Source organism: Flavobacterium sp. EDS (assembly GCF_020991525.1).
Taxonomy (GTDB): Bacteria; Bacteroidota; Bacteroidia; order Flavobacteriales; family Flavobacteriaceae; genus Flavobacterium.
This window is the reverse complement of the sequence record NZ_JAJMOZ010000006.1, coordinates 117,905-132,978: the sequence shown is the minus strand read 5'-3', so window position 1 is coordinate 132,978 and position 15,074 is coordinate 117,905. Positions and strand designations below refer to the sequence as shown.

Here is a 15,074-nt window from a genome sequence, read left to right as displayed (position 1 = left end):
ATAACAAAAGAAAATAACTAAATGGAAAAGATTAATTTATTAATAATTGTGATTGTAATCTCTCTGTTCATTTCATTATTTCTTGCATTTTTTCTGGTAATAGTTAAAACAAAGAATAAGATAAGTAATTATCTGTTTGCTACTTTTTTATTATTAACAGCAATAGATACCAGTCAAACTTTATTTAATTTAATGGTTGATAAACCTTCAAATTTCGGAATGTTAAGAGGTTTATTTGCTTTCTTGCAAATTCCTGTTTTTTATCTATATGTATTGTCTGTTTGTTACTCTGATTTTAAGCTAAAACCTAAACACTTATTACATCTGCTTCCATTTGTAATAGCAAATGTAATTTTGATACCTCGTTTTTATGCAGTAGATGTTGCTTCTAAAATTAATTTTATTAAAAATTATCAAAATGTGGTTGAAATACAGTTCAATCATATTCTTATACATGTTCAGTTAGTTGTATATATCATTGCTGTTTTTATGGTATTAAGAAAAGCAAAAAAACTATACCTCGAAAATTGTGCAGGTACAAGTATTAGTTCTTATAATTGGTTGTTTCAGTTTACGGTTGTACTAACTATTTTGTATTCGGTTGCTCTTTTTAAAAATATCTTCAAGTTTTCGGATTATCCCTATATCTCTGAATGGATAAAAATTGGGCTCCTCGTATTTCAGTTATTTATTATTTGTTGGTATTTATTTAAAGCATTAAATAATCCTGGTTTATTTAGAAATATTGATTCAAGATTAAAACTGGTTTCGGAAATTGTTTTAGAAGAAAAAAATAAGGAGCAACTAGTTGTAAGTGAAAAAGAATATAATGAAGATTTATTAAAATTACAGCAGTATATGGCTGAAGAAAAGCCATTTCTAGATCCTTCCTTAACAATTCAGGATGTATCTAAAGGTATTGCAATTCCTGTCAGAGAGCTCTCGCTTTTAATTAATCATAAGTTAGAGCAACATTTTTATGATTTCATTAATACCTATCGTATAGAAAGTGCTATGGGGATTTTAAAAGATGTTACAAAAAGTAAGCTAACAATTTTAGAAATTCTTTATGATGTAGGTTTTAATTCAAAATCTTCTTTTAATACTGCTTTTAAAAAACATACCGGTTTTACTCCTACAGATTATCGTAAAGCTATGTAAGATAGTAGTTTGTGATTACTCGTACGAGTGTTTTTAAATATTCGTACTAGTTTTTCTTAATAAATGCGTTCGAATATTTTTACTCGGTCGCGTAGGTTTAACTTCTCCCGCATCTTTGTATCGAAATAAATTCTTAACCTTAAAAATTACGATACAATGAAAAACATTATCTATTTATTACTTCTTATAGTAACAGTCGCAAGTGCTCAAACAAGCAAAAAAGTAGTATCAAAAGAAAGAGATTATAGCTTTCTTACAGACAGTTTAAATATCGATAAACAACTAGAAAAAAATAAACTGGCAGGATTTAGTGTTGTTGTTTTCGAAAATTACAAGATAGTCTACTCAAATCAATTTGGTGTAAAATCAATAGATTCAAAAGAGAGAATGGATCAAAACACTGCTTTTTCTACAGCTTCAATTTCAAAACCAATTACAGCGCTTCTTTGTTTTATGCTCGAAGAAAAAGGATTGATTAATTTAGATGATCCTATAGATGGTTATCTAAAACGCTGGCATTTGCCAAAAAGTAAGTTTATTGAAAATAACAGCCCAACCTGGAGACAATTTCTTAACCATACGGCTGGTACAACTCAAAGTGGATTCGCTGATCACTATGAAGGTGATACAATCCCGACAATAAAAGAAAGTCTTTTAGGAAAGATTCCGAGATATGATAAAGAAATTGATTTCTTGTTTACGCCAGGAACGGGTTGGGCATATAGTGGTGGTGGTTATGTAATTGTTCAGATGGCATTAGAAGATACTTTTAATAAATCTATGGCAGAACTTGCTGCGGCATATATTTTCTCACCTCTTGGGTTGAAAAATACTACAATGATACAGCCTAATGAAAAAGGATTTCCTGTAAATGTAGCACTCGTTCATGATGAAAATGGAAAGGTTATTAGAACAGGTTTGCCAATCACACCGCAAGTTGGAGCATCAGGAATGTGGTCTACACCTACAGATTTAGCTAAAATTGCTATCGAGATGCAAAATGCCTTACGTAATAAAAACAATAAAGTGATTTCACATAATGTTGCAAAAAAAGTAACTGAAGTAACCGCTTTAAAAGATGCTGTTGGCGGGTGGAGTTATGGATGGCAAAAGTCCTTTGGTTATAATAACTATGATTGGTTTATATGTAATGGCTCAAATACAGGAGTAGGAGGCAGTGTTTTTGCTACAATGACAGATGGAAACGGTTTTGTATTTTTAACCAATGGCGAAAAACCGAATCGTTTTCCTGTGATGGGACAGACTCAGAAAAAGCTTCTGACCTTGATGGATTGGAATGGAAAAACGGTTAATGATGAAATTCAGGAAATGCCTTCAAGCTTAAAACAAAAACTAATAGGAACTTATGATGATTTCCTTTATGCGCAGGGAGTGAAAACCAAAATTGTAGAAAAGAATAATCGTCTGTATGTTGAATCTCCATTATTAGATCATTTTAAAGGAAAAAATGATAATGAGTTGGTATATCTTAAAAATGGATTATTTAAAATTATAGATTATCCAAACTTGTTGAAATTTGATTTCAGCGATGGGAAATTAAGTTCTGTAATCTTAACTAGAGATAAGTTGAGTACTAAAGTTGAACTAACCGATAAAGTAAAATAATTACCGTGAACTAATAATCCCTTAAACAAATCAATTGTTTAAGGGATTATTAGTTAAAGTTAAAATGATTAAAAGCCTTCAAAAACGCCTAATCCAAATAATGCAAAATCATATTTTACAGGATCTAGAGGATCCATTTTGCGAAGATTTAAATCAAGTTCAGCTAATGCTTTACCATCATTTTGCTTTCGCGAAAGGAGCTCTAATTTTCGAGCTACGTTTCCGGAATGTACATCAAGAGGGCAAGAAAGTTTAGCAGGCGAAATGTTTTTCCAGATACCTAAATCAACTCCTTTATTGTCTTGACGGACCATCCAGCGTAAGTACATATTAATACGTTTGGCTGCCGAATTGTTTAATGGATCCGAAATGTGCTTTTGTGATCTTTGCAGATGTTCTATTTCAAAGAAAGCTTTTTTGAATTCGTGAATGCTTTTCTGTAAACTATCTTCTTCTTGATTTTTGGAGAAGACAGCTTCAAGTCCGCCATGATTTTTATAAATGTGTTGCAATCCTTTAATAAAACTGCCAAAGTCTTTTCCATTAAAAGTGCGATGTACAAAGTTCTCTAGTCTTGCTATATCTTCATCATTATGGCTCATGATAAAATCGTAAGGAGTGTTTCCCATTAATTCCATCATTTGATGTGAGTTTTTAATGATCATTTTGCGATTTCCCCAAGCGATTGTAGCACTAAGGAATCCAGCAATTTCGATATCTTCTTTTTGTGAAAATAAATGTGGAATCTGTACAGGATCACTATCAATAAAATCTTGATTGTTGTATTGAATGACTTTTTCGTCTAGAAAATCTTTGAGTTCTGTTTGGGTCATGATTTAAATAAAAGTTCTTGAAATATATAAAGTCTAGCCCTGATAGAAACGGTATCCTTTTTGGTTTTTTCTTTAAAAACAAAAAGATACAAGTGGATAGCAGGAAGAGGCTCCTAATTACTAATTAAGCCATCTACCATTACGAGCTTTCTGTCGGCCATATTGGCTAGTTCTTCGTTGTGGGTTACGATAACAAAGGTTTGTCCGAATTCATCACGAAGTTGAAAAAACAATTGATGTAAGTTTTCTGCAGAATGAGTATCTAGATTTCCTGAAGGTTCATCAGCAAAAATAACATCTGGTTTATTAATTAAGGCTCTTGCAACGGCAACACGCTGTTGTTCTCCGCCTGAAAGTTCGCTAGGTTTATGATTTATTCTGTGTGATAAACCTAAATATTCTAAGATTCTTTTAGCCTCATTTTCGGTTTCGCCTTTTGGTTTGTTTGCCATAAATGCGGGGATACAAACGTTTTCTAAAGCGGTAAATTCAGGTAATAGTTGGTGAAATTGAAAAATAAAACCAAGATTTAAATTTCGGAAATTGGATAATATCTTGTCTTGTTTGTTTTTCTTTTTAAAATAACGATTCATATAAATCGCTAGTACAAAAAGAGGCAGTAATAAAGCTGCAATGATAATGTATCTAAAGGTATCGTCAAATATTGTAAGCTTGAAGAAAAATAAAAAAACAAGTAAGCATAAAGTATAAATACAACCTATCCAGGAAACCCATTTGAAAATTTTTTCTTGTTTAGAATTGTCAGTTTCTACATCTTGTAATTTTAATACATTTTCTCCGTTTATAATCAGAGACGAATCTGTATTTATTTCAGGTTTATCGAGTGTTCCTAAAATTTGCAAAAGGGTTGTTTTTCCTGCTCCAGAAGCACCAACGATCGAAACAATTTCTCCTTTTTTAATATGCAAATCAACTCCTTTTAAAACCTCAAGTTGATCGTAGAATTTATGTATATTTTTTGCTTGTATCATTATGAAACTGTTTTTACAAAGTAACAAAGATTCTACGGATATAAAAATGTGTTATAACAGAATTTTAGGAACATTTATTTGTAAAATCTAATTACATGAAATGATATTGTGAAAAGTGAATTGTAAAAAGTGAGATGTATAATAATGCTAACTCTGTATCGAGTAAAATTTTAGGAACGGAATTTGATTAATGGATATAGAATTAATGAGTTTACTTAGAAAAATATATTAGTTACTAGTTTAAAATGAATTATATTTGATAGTAACTCAGCTTTTAATATGTATTAAAATGGATGAAAAAACGCTTGTAAAAGACGAGAAGATAAAGAAGCTTTTGTTAGGATTACTTTTTGATGGTATAGGAATGCTTTCCTTTACAATTCCTTTTTTAGGAGAGTTCTCCGATGTTGTTTGGGCTCCCTTGGCAGGTTTCTTAATGACCTATATGTACAAAGGGCGTGTAGGAAAAGTGGCTGGTATATTAACTTTTGTTGAAGAAATTATTCCGTTTACAGATGTAATTCCGTCGTTTACCTTGACTTGGTTTTATACTTATTTTATTCAAAGGAAAGATAAGAATATAGATAAAGACCTTATTCTTTAAATAGAAATCCCAATCCCATATTTTTGAGCATTTTTTTCTCAAAGTTCCAAAAGAAACGGAATTGACCAAAAATAGCTCCAATTGCGACAAGTAGTACCTGATAAATAGGGAAAATGATTATTAATCGAATAAGTGTGAACCAAAACCCGAAATCTTCTTTTGTGATTCCTAACCAAACGCAAAAGGGATGAGACAACCAAGCCGAAGTAGAACCGGTTATAGCAAATACAATAAATATGATGGTGAGTTGAAAATTAGAAGTAATTCCCCAACGTTGTTTTAATTTATTCATTTTTATTTATAATGATCACAAATATAGCAACATTATCTTGAAGGGACATATCCTGCTAGCTTTTGTTTGTAAGTATTTTGAAAATAGATCATGTAATTATAGATTAAGTAATTTACTTCGTATCCATAATTAATAGTTGGGTCATAATCGATTCTCATTTCATATAGATTGGGATTGTAACGTTGTGGTTGTAAAACTCTGCTATTCCATTCTTGTACATATTGGCGGTTTTTATTTTCCAGATATGATTGTGAATAATAATTTCGAGGTAATGCCATTGTAGCTAACCAGGTGCTAAATCCACTGTCGATTATTATTACTTCGTATTCTAATTCGTCATTTGCAATACGAACAGTGTCATTTACAGAAGTAGCTGGTTTCTTAGAAATTGCAACGTTTGTCTTTTGAGTAGAGCATGCCGTAATAACAAACAAAATAAGAAATATGTAAATGCTGTTTTTCATGGCCTGAATGATGAAATATAAAATTACAAAAAATCAGTGAAGGCTTTTTTTATTTAACAGTTTTTATGAGGGGCTACTGAGGTTTTTAGGAAGATACTGAGGTATTTAAGGTTCAAAGGTTTTCTGTAGAGACGCACCGCAGTGCGTCTAGAATATTCAGAGACATAATTTTTTTTGCAATAGTCGCATTATATCTCGTCTTTAATAAGGATGAAAAATTTCAAGAAATACACAAAAAAAAAGCTGTTTGCATTTATGCAAACAGCTTTTGATTATTTTTTTTAACTTATAACCTTAGTTTCTCAGAACCTTAGTTTTTTTTTAAGAAACCTATTTTCCGAATAGTTTACCTAATAATCCTCCGATACCGCCACTTTTGGTTGCGGCCATTGCATCACTAATATCTACTTTTCCATCAGCATTCTGATCTAAGCCAAATTGCATTCCGTATTTATTAATAGTTTCCATTATTCCAGATGCCTGACCTCCATTTCCTGAAATAGCATTAATAATGTCTGATATTTGAAAACTACTATCGTTAGGATCTTTTGCTTTTCCTACAAGAGAACCTAAAATTTGAGGAATCATGCTACTTGCTACATTGCTTGACGCTTCTGTGCTTAATCCAAATTTTTCACCAAGATTTCCTGTTAGCTGTTGCGTTAGTTGTTGAACAACAGGATTTGAATTGTCAATAGGGGAGTTTCCTTGAAATAATCCTGCAAGTTGTTCAACACCGCCTTCAGATGCTATTTTTTGTAACCCAGAAAGTATAGAACTACTTGTTTCATTCAGTACTGCTTCATTTTGTTCATTTGGTATAGCAGCATTGTTTACAACAGAACTACCTCCGTACTGTTGTACTAATTGTGTTAATTGCTCAAACATGAATTTTAGGATTTAGATTAGAACTCAAATTTAATAAAAAAAATAAAGGGATTTATTAAACGATGTTAATAAATCCCTTTTAAGTAATTTAATTATAATTGATTAGCTTAACAAAGTAATGATTTGTTGCGCTAATTCTGTCCCAATTCTGTCTTGTGCTTCTCCAGTTGCAGCACCAATATGTGGAGTCAATGAGATTTTTGTATGCATTAAAATAGCCATTTCTGGTTTTGGTTCGCTTTCAAACACATCTAATCCAGCAAAAGATACTTTTCCGCTATCTAATGCTTTTACCAAAGCAACTTCATCGATAACACCACCACGAGCGCAGTTTACAATACCAACACCATCTTTCATGATTGCTAATTCTTTCTCTCCGATGATGTAACCATCTTGAGCAGGAACGTGTAATGTAATGAAATCAGCTTCTTTAAATAAAGATTCTAATGATTGTGAAACAATAGTTGTAGTTATTGATTGACCGTCAAAGAATTCAACTTTAACATCTACTTTAGGGATAAAGCTATCTGCAGCGATAACTTTCATTCCTAATCCTAATGCCATTTTTGCTGTAGCTTGACCAATACGGCCAATACCAACAATACCAAGAGTTTTACCTCTTAATTCAGTACCGTTAGCGTATGCTTTTTTCAAACCGTCAAAGTTTGTATCACCTTCAAGAGGCATATTTCTGTTTGAATCGTGTAAAAAACGAACTCCATTAAATAAGTGTCCAAAAACTAATTCAGCCACAGATTCAGATGATGAAGCTGGAGTGTTAATTACATGAATTCCTTTGCTTTTTGCATAGTCAACATCAATATTGTCCATACCAACACCACCGCGACCAATTATTTTTAATCCTGGGCAAGCATCGATAATATCTTTACGTACTTTGGTTGCGCTACGCACCAAAACAACATCTACATTGTTTTCGTTTACAAAATTAGCAACTTGTTCTTGTGCTACTTTTGTAGTTATAACTTCAAATCCACCTTTTTCTAAAGCAAGAATTCCACTTTTAGAAATTCCGTCATTTGCTAATACTTTCATTGTGTGTTTATTTTTTTTATTGATTAATCGTTTAACTTTTTAATCGATGAACCAATCTATTATGATTTTTTCTTTTTTGTTTAGTAGCCATTCCCGCTATTCGTTCCAAACCAAGTTCACTGAACTCCGATTAAAATAAATGTTTTAGTGAAGTAATCTTTTTTGTTTTTAAAGAAAAAATAAAAAAGGATTTTTACTTCTATCAGGCTAGGGTTTCCAGATTCAATAGGAATTTCGATTAAACAATTAACCGAATAACCTATTAAATTTTAGACTCTAAAGCTTTCATTACATCTACCAATACCTGAACGCTTTCTATTGGCATTGCATTATAAATAGATGCTCTGTACCCACCAACTGAACGATGACCTGGTAAACCAGAAATATTAGCTTCTTTCCACATGGCATCAAATGTAGCTGTATGGTCAGGATTGTTTAATAAGAAAGTAACATTCATTTTAGAACGATCTTCAACTGCTGCTGCACCTTTAAATAAAGGGTTTCTATCAATTTCTGCGTAAAGTAAAGCAGCTTTCGCATCGTTTAGTTTTTCAACTGCTGCAACACCACCTTTTTCTTTAATCCATTGTAATGTCAATAATGAAACGTACACTGCAAAAACAGGAGGAGTATTATACATACTTTCTGCTTTGATATGTTTTGTATAATCTAGCATACTAGGAATTGTTCTTCCGTTTTTACCAAGAATTTCTTCTTTAATAACCACTAGAGTAGTTCCTGCAGGTCCCATATTTTTTTGAGCTCCAGCATAAATTAAATCAAATTTAGAATAATCTAAATTACGAGAAAAGATATCAGAACTCATGTCACAAACTACTGGTACATTTGTTACTGGGAAATCTTTCATCTGAGTTCCAAAAATGGTGTTGTTACTTGTACAGTGAAAATAATCTGCATCGGCAGGTATTTCGTAACCTTTTGGAATATTGTTGTAATTTTCTTCTTTAGATGAAGCTACAGTAATAGTTTCTCCAAAAAGTTTTGCTTCTTTTATAGCTGCTGCCGCCCAAGTTCCTGAATCTAAATAGGCTGCTTTACCGTTTTCTCTCATTAAATTATAAGGAGCCATTAAGAATGCTGTGCTTGCACCACCTTGTAGAAATAAGGCTTGATACCCTTTTCCTTGAAGTCCTAATAATTCTAAAGCAAGGGAACGAGCTTCTTCCATAACAGCAACGAAATCTTTACTTCGGTGTGAAATTTCTAAAATAGATAGTCCTGAATCATTAAAATTTAAAATAGCTTTTGATGCTTTCTCAAAAACTTCTTGAGGTAAGATACTTGGTCCTGCGCTGTAGTTGTGTTTTTTCATGGTGTAGTTAAGTTCCAATATTTTTTAGAAACGCAAATTTCGGGAATAGGAGTCAAAAAATCGTTAAATTATTCGCAATAATTCTAAGATTTTAACTTATGTTATTAACAAAAACGATATAGTATCTACGTTGTCTGCATAATCCCAGAGCTCAGGAGTCTGTGTTTTTCCAAATGGAATACTTTTTTCTATTAAATTATTACTTACGATGCATTGAATTTGCTCGTTTTCAGCTTGTAAACGTTGTTTTAAATCCTCTATATTTTCGTAATTTTCATAAAAAACACTCGAAATAGGAGAGGCATGGCTTGTGTCTTCTTTTAGAGTAAGAAAGCCATTGTCTAGTAATTTGAAGTTGCTCATCAGGAAAACGGCCTTGTTGTAGTCGTAATTGTTAGCATATTTTTCATAATGTATAACATCCTGATATTCAAAAATTGCTTCAAAAAAAGCATCAAATTTATAGCCTTCAGGAACAAAAAGCTTAGAAACATTTCGGCATCCTAAACCAAAATATCTGAAGATATCTTCGCCTAAGGCAATAAGTTGTTCTTTGGATTCTTTTCCGTTTAGTACAGCAATAGAGTTTCTGCTTTTTCGTATAATTGAAGGTTTGTCTTTAAAATAGTATTCAAAATAACGTGCTGTATTATTGCTACCTGTAGCAATTACAGCATCAAAATTTTCTAATTTCCCATCTACGAAAGTAATATTATTAGCAAAATCTGGATTAATCGCAATAAGGTATTTAGCTATAAAAGGGAGTAAATGCTGATCATTTGAAGAGGTTTTTATAAGTACGCTATGTCCTGTAATTAAAACACATAAAAAATCATGAAACCCAACTAATGGAATGTTTCCTGCTAATATTAGAGCTATATTCTTAGGGTCTTTAATGTTTATATCATATGCAGAAAGCCAAGTATTTATGTTTTCTTCTGTCAATGCTTGAGCCCAAGATTGAATAGCAAAATAAACTTGTTCAGGCGTGTACCAGCCATTATGTGATTGAGATAGTTCAATCAGCTTTATGAAATCATCAAAAAACAAGTCATTACTTAGAACATTATTGTCTTTTTTACAATCATTTTCAGAAAATTGACTTAAAAACTTGCGGAGTTCTATAAAAGATTGTTTTTTTTCGTTTTGTAACATAAGTAATTTGTATATGAATAGTTTTGATTGTAATTTTGCACAAAAATAAGCTATATAAGTTATAAGACAAAGCAGAATAAAATCTTATTATTTCTAAACTTGTAACTTTTAACTCGTAACCAAAAATAAAATGGCAATAATTATAACCGACGAATGTATCAATTGTGGTGCTTGTGAACCAGAGTGCCCAAATACAGCAATCTATGAAGGTGCTGATGATTGGAGATACAAAGATGGAACAAAACTATCTGGAAAGATAATTTTACCAGACGGAACTGAAGTTGATGCAGAAGATGCTCAAACTCCAATTTCGGATGAAGTTTACTATATCGTTCCTGGGAAATGTACCGAATGTAAAGGGTTTCATGATGAACCTCAATGTGCTGCAGTATGTCCGGTTGATTGTTGTGTACCTGATGATAATCACGTAGAAGATGAAGAAACCTTGTTGAATAGACAAGCGTTTTTACATGGTGAATAAAATAACTCATTTCCAGAGTTTTAAGAATAATCCTGAGCATCAAGCTCAGGATTTTTTTGTTTAAATATTTTTTTTAATCATATCGTTTTTGAATACTTTTTTTTGCTAATTTGGTAATGTTTTTTTTACATTTCATTTAGTGACTTTATCAAGGGCCTATGAATAGATTACTATTTTTACTTTTTATGTTGTTTAGCATGAGTGTTTTAGCTCAAAGTAAGGAATATTCGATTGTTGTTAAAGATATAGATACACAACTTCCTATAGATGATGCAACAGTAGTTGTACTTAAAACCAAACAAATTTTATTGAGTAATCAAGATGGAAAAGTAACTTTTATGTTAACTGGTGGTTCTAATTTTCAAGTTTCAGAAGCAAATCATGAGCCATTAATTGTTCGGTGGGCGGCATTAAAAGAAAATGAATTTGTAATTTATCTGAAAAATAAAAAGAATAAATTAGATGAAATTGTTTTATCTAAAGAAGCACCAGATAAAATACTGCACAAAATTGTTTCTAATTCGATTAAGAAGTTAGCGGTATCCTGTCGGCTGAAAGTGTATGTAAGAGAATTTTTTATGCTCGATAATAAATACTCTTATTATAATGATGGACTTGTAAATTTTCAGTTTTCGGTAAATCAAAAAGAACCAACAACAACATTACTAGTAGAACAAAATAGATCTTATGGCTTGATAGATACCAATGTAAGTGCTGATTTAAAGGGATATAATTTGAATAATATTATGGAGAATTATTATAATTTGAATTATTTGGATCCAATTCTAGATTCAAAACTAAAGAAAGAATATTATTTTATCATAAAAGGGCATCCTAGTAATAAAGATTATTATGTAATGTTTGCAAAACCAATAAAAATATCTAAAAAAGTAATGGATAGTTTTGAAATTGTTTATGATCCTGAGAAAAGATTAATAATCGAATTTATGATTGTCACTACTCCAGAAACTGCAGCTAAAATTGAAGATAAAACAAATGTGGGAGCTAAGAATATTACGAGATCACTTGTAAAAGTGAATTACAGAGTAGATGGTTTAGATTACTACTTATTGAGTTCAAACGAGGAAATTGCTTATGACCTTGTATTAAAAGATAAAATAAAAAATATTCAGGTTCGTAATAGTTTTGTAACAACAAACTTCAATAAACAAAAGTTTACTTATAATGAGAGTGATGTTTTTAAAGAGAAAACACTTTTCAATAAAAAGAATAAAATATTGACTAATTACTGGGATACTTCAGGATTCAGAGCCACTGATGAAGAAAAAATATTGATAGGTGCATTAGATTATAAGATGTAGTTTTTAAAAATAGTAACAAAAAAAAATCCTGAGATATGCTCAGGATTTTTTTGTTATATTTAGTTTTCAGATTAAAAAGTAAATCCAAGTCTAGCGTAGTAATATGCTCCGCTGAAGCCCATTTGTACAGCATCCCAATATCCACCAGCTTCAGTATTTCCTTTTTCATCTTGTTTAGTTGGGTAAACATTAAATAAATTGTTGCTTCCAAGACTTAGTTTTAATGATTTGGTTAGTTGGTATCCAAGTGTTAAATCGGTTACTATTCTGTCATGATAAACATCTTCTTCATCTCCGTAGTCAACTAAAACGACTTTGCTGAAATGTGTAAAGGCTAAACCAGCATCAAATTTTTGTCTGGCATAGTTTAAGTTTAAACCAAATTTATTCTTAGGTGCTGAAGCTAATAAAAATGCTCTTTCACGTCTTCCAAAAAAAGTATCTTCGGGTAGGCTACCATTTTTTACATTGTCAATCTTCATGTTATTGATGTTACCTACAAGCGTAGCGCTAAATAATGATCCTCCAAATTTTTTCTTCCATGCAAGAACTAAATCTAATCCAGTTGTTTTAGTGTCTACGCCGTTTACAAAAAATTGAGCTTCGGCAACACCAATATTTAATGGAGCAGCATCAAAGTAGCCAGTAAGTACAATACGGTTTTTAACTTTTATAAAATAACCATCAACTGTAGCTGTAAAATCACCAAAATTAGCAGTAAATCCTAATGAAGCGTTTACAGCTTTTTCTTCGTTTAATTTTTGAATGCCAAATGCTTTGGTTACTGGGCTGTTGTTTGGAGCAAGTAATACTTCGGTAGCACCGCTGGCATTAAAATTTGTAAAATGTAAATTATAGTAAATTTGTGCCAATGATGGAGCGCGGAATCCTGTGCTTACAGATCCTCTAAAGTTTATGTTTTTGCTTGCTTTTAAACGCATCGCTAATTTACCATTTAGAGTACTTCCGAAATCACTGTAATTTTCAAAACGAACTGCTCCGCTTATTAAAAAAGTATCAGTGATATCTAATTCGGCATCAGTGTATAAAGAGAGGTTAGTGCGGCCTTTGTCAACAGTATTTAATGGACTATATCCTGGAAAGCCTTGTGATCCTCCTGGTCTTGATATGGTAGGGCTAGAGGTTGGATCTGAAGGGTCATAATCGGGATTAGGGATGGTTGGAGCACTTTGAGTTGTAGGATCAGTAATAGGTCTTCCGTTTGTGTCGTAAGTTGTATAAGAACCTTCATCACCTGCAAAAATAGTGAATCTCTCTGTGCGATATTCTGCTCCAAAAGCAATGTTTAATCCGCTAAGTACAGAGTCGTAATTTTTAGAAAAATCAAAATTAGTGGTGTTTTGTGTTAAGGTATGTCCGCCAGCATCAAATTCAGTTGGAGAAGCCGCTTCAAGCGAAGCATTAATTGTTCCTTTTATATAGTAATGAAAAAGATTTTTTCCGTAGGTATTGCTAATGTCAATTTTCCATCCACTAGCAGTTTCGGTTCTAAATCCTGCAGCTAATGAGTTGTCGATAATATTTGAAGTAATTCTCGGAGTATATCCTCCAGGGTAAATAGATTCTACAACTCTTTCTCCATCATTTCTAGTAAAAGCGTAAGCATCAGTATCTCTGTAGTTTCTTCCTCCGAAGGCATAGAATTCAGTTTTATCAGATACAGGAACTGCTATATTTGCGAAGAGGTTAAAGCTTTGTATTTCGGCATCACCAAAACCTTTTCTGAAATCGTATGTAGGACGAAGTGTTTTGTTTTTATTAATGTATTCAGTAGTAAAATTAGCAAAACCTCCTTTTTCTCCTATTGCAACGCCATAATTGGCTGCAACCTTTACAGATCCACCATCAAAAGCCTGGTTTTTTCCATATGAATTTCCATTTCCATTTTGATCTAATCTATAGTTTTTAGTATTTGGGGTACCAGGAAGAAAATCTCCTTTAGCTTTAGTATTAAAAACTCCGTAAGTAACCGAACCGTTTAGTTCGTTAATATTGTCGTTTAATACGATGTTAATGACTCCTGCAATGGCATCGGAACCATATTGAGCCGCCGCACCATCTCTTAAAATTTCAATTCTTTTTATGGCCGAAGCTGGAATCGCATTTAAATCAGTTCCAGTGTTTCCACGCCCACGAGTTCCAAATAGATTGACAAGTGATGATTGATGTCTTCTTTTTCCATTTATCAAAACCAATGTCTGATCAGGGCCTAATCCTCTTAATGAAGCGGGATCAACATGATCGGCGCCATCAGATCCGGATTGTTTGTTGGCATTAAATGATGGTGCGATATATTGTAGTAATTGATTGATTTCTAGTTTTCCACTTTGTGTGGTAACATCTTTTATATTGATGATATCAATTGGTACTGCCGAATTAACGACAGTTCTTTTAGTATTTCTAGAGCCAACAATCACAACATCTTTTAGTGTTTGTCCGCCATTCTCGTTCATAATGATGTCAATAATACCACTAGTAGCATTTTTTTCGGTATTTGTGTATCCAACATAGCTAAAAACTAACACAGCACCATCTTTTACTTTTATAATATAACCACCTTGCATATCGGTAGATACCCCATTTGTAGTCCCTTTTTCTACAATGTTAACTCCAGAGAGCACCGCTCCCGTATTGTCTTTTACGACACCACTGATTTCTTTTTGAGCAAAAAGAAATGTTATATTTAGTAGAAATACTAATACTGTAAATTTTTTCATAATTAATTGAGTTTGGTTTTGTTTTTTGGTTAGATACTTAGTTAAAAGTAGTGTTTTTTAACAAAACTTTAATAAAATGTTTAAAATTTTTCATGAGATTGCTTAAAAGTGTATTAATACACAGTTTTTGTT

General features: G+C 32.0%; 13 protein-coding genes and 2 pseudogenes. 5 read left to right on the top strand and 10 right to left on the bottom strand.

All coding sequences use genetic code 11. From position 1 onward, the window contains the following. Positions 1-21 precede the first annotated feature (21 nt). Positions 22-1,161 carry an AraC family transcriptional regulator gene (locus tag LPB87_RS10785; protein WP_230727895.1) on the top strand — a complete coding sequence of 380 codons (1,140 nt, stop codon included), beginning with the start codon at positions 22-24 and terminating at the stop codon, positions 1,159-1,161. Positions 1,162-1,317: 156 nt separating this feature from the next. Next, on the top strand, positions 1,318-2,787 hold the full coding sequence (locus LPB87_RS10780; RefSeq protein WP_230727894.1) for a serine hydrolase domain-containing protein: 1,470 nt from the start codon (positions 1,318-1,320) through the stop codon (positions 2,785-2,787). Positions 2,788-2,855: 68 nt separating this feature from the next. Here LPB87_RS10780 and LPB87_RS10775 read toward each other — a convergent pair whose 3' ends face one another. The 3 genes and pseudogenes from LPB87_RS10775 to LPB87_RS10765 all read right to left on the bottom strand — a co-directional run. Then, positions 2,856-3,620 carry a TIGR02757 family protein gene (locus tag LPB87_RS10775; protein ID WP_230727893.1) on the bottom strand — a complete coding sequence of 255 codons (765 nt, stop codon included), beginning with the start codon at positions 3,618-3,620 and terminating at the stop codon, positions 2,856-2,858. A gap of 113 nt (positions 3,621-3,733) precedes the next feature. Continuing rightward, positions 3,734-4,180, bottom strand: a pseudogene (locus tag LPB87_RS10770) (ABC transporter ATP-binding protein); the annotation flags it as partial. 219 nt (positions 4,181-4,399) lie between these two features. Continuing rightward, positions 4,400-4,552: pseudogene (locus tag LPB87_RS10765) on the bottom strand (ATP-binding cassette domain-containing protein); the annotation flags it as partial. Positions 4,553-4,901: 349 nt separating this feature from the next. Here LPB87_RS10765 and LPB87_RS10760 point away from each other — a divergent pair. Continuing rightward, positions 4,902-5,216: a hypothetical protein gene (locus LPB87_RS10760; protein WP_129537794.1), complete on the top strand. Its 315-nt coding sequence runs from the start codon at positions 4,902-4,904 to the stop codon at positions 5,214-5,216. On the opposite strand, the gene LPB87_RS10755 is transcribed toward LPB87_RS10760, so the two are convergent. From LPB87_RS10755 to LPB87_RS10730, 6 genes are all read right to left on the bottom strand, one after another. After that, complete coding sequence (locus LPB87_RS10755; RefSeq protein WP_129537795.1) at positions 5,206-5,508, bottom strand: DUF6787 family protein; 303 nt, start codon at positions 5,506-5,508, stop codon at positions 5,206-5,208. The two genes, LPB87_RS10760 and LPB87_RS10755, sit on opposite strands and share 11 nt — an antisense overlap. A 32-nt stretch (positions 5,509-5,540) precedes the next feature. Next, positions 5,541-5,972, bottom strand: a complete 432-nt coding sequence (locus LPB87_RS10750) for a DUF6146 family protein (RefSeq protein WP_129537796.1) — start codon at positions 5,970-5,972, stop codon at positions 5,541-5,543. Positions 5,973-6,302: 330 nt separating this feature from the next. Continuing rightward, positions 6,303-6,860, bottom strand: coding sequence for a DUF937 domain-containing protein (locus tag LPB87_RS10745; RefSeq protein WP_230727892.1), 558 nt, complete (start codon positions 6,858-6,860; stop codon positions 6,303-6,305). A 102-nt stretch (positions 6,861-6,962) separates the two neighbouring features. After that, positions 6,963-7,913, bottom strand: a complete 951-nt coding sequence (locus tag LPB87_RS10740) for a D-2-hydroxyacid dehydrogenase (protein ID WP_129537798.1) — start codon at positions 7,911-7,913, stop codon at positions 6,963-6,965. Between the two features lie 262 nt (positions 7,914-8,175). Further along, positions 8,176-9,246, bottom strand: a complete 1,071-nt coding sequence (gene serC, locus LPB87_RS10735; RefSeq protein WP_230727891.1) for a 3-phosphoserine/phosphohydroxythreonine transaminase — start codon at positions 9,244-9,246, stop codon at positions 8,176-8,178. 96 nt (positions 9,247-9,342) lie between these two features. Beyond that, entirely contained in the window at positions 9,343-10,401 is a 1,059-nt protein-coding gene (locus LPB87_RS10730; protein WP_230727890.1) for an acyl-CoA reductase, read from the bottom strand. A 130-nt stretch (positions 10,402-10,531) separates the two neighbouring features. Between LPB87_RS10730 and LPB87_RS10725 the strand changes: the two genes are divergently transcribed. Together LPB87_RS10725 and LPB87_RS10720 are read left to right on the top strand one after the other, a co-directional pair. Further along, complete coding sequence (locus LPB87_RS10725) at positions 10,532-10,882, top strand: 4Fe-4S dicluster domain-containing protein (RefSeq protein ID WP_129537800.1); 351 nt, start codon at positions 10,532-10,534, stop codon at positions 10,880-10,882. Between the two features lie 158 nt (positions 10,883-11,040). Continuing rightward, a complete protein-coding gene (locus tag LPB87_RS10720; RefSeq protein ID WP_230727889.1) occupies positions 11,041-12,204 on the top strand; it encodes a hypothetical protein in 1,164 nt (387 codons plus the stop codon). 71 nt (positions 12,205-12,275) lie between these two features. Here LPB87_RS10720 and LPB87_RS10715 read toward each other — a convergent pair whose 3' ends face one another. Continuing rightward, positions 12,276-14,942 carry a TonB-dependent receptor gene (locus tag LPB87_RS10715; RefSeq protein WP_230727888.1) on the bottom strand — a complete coding sequence of 889 codons (2,667 nt, stop codon included), beginning with the start codon at positions 14,940-14,942 and terminating at the stop codon, positions 12,276-12,278. Between the last annotated feature and the right edge of the window lie 132 nt (positions 14,943-15,074).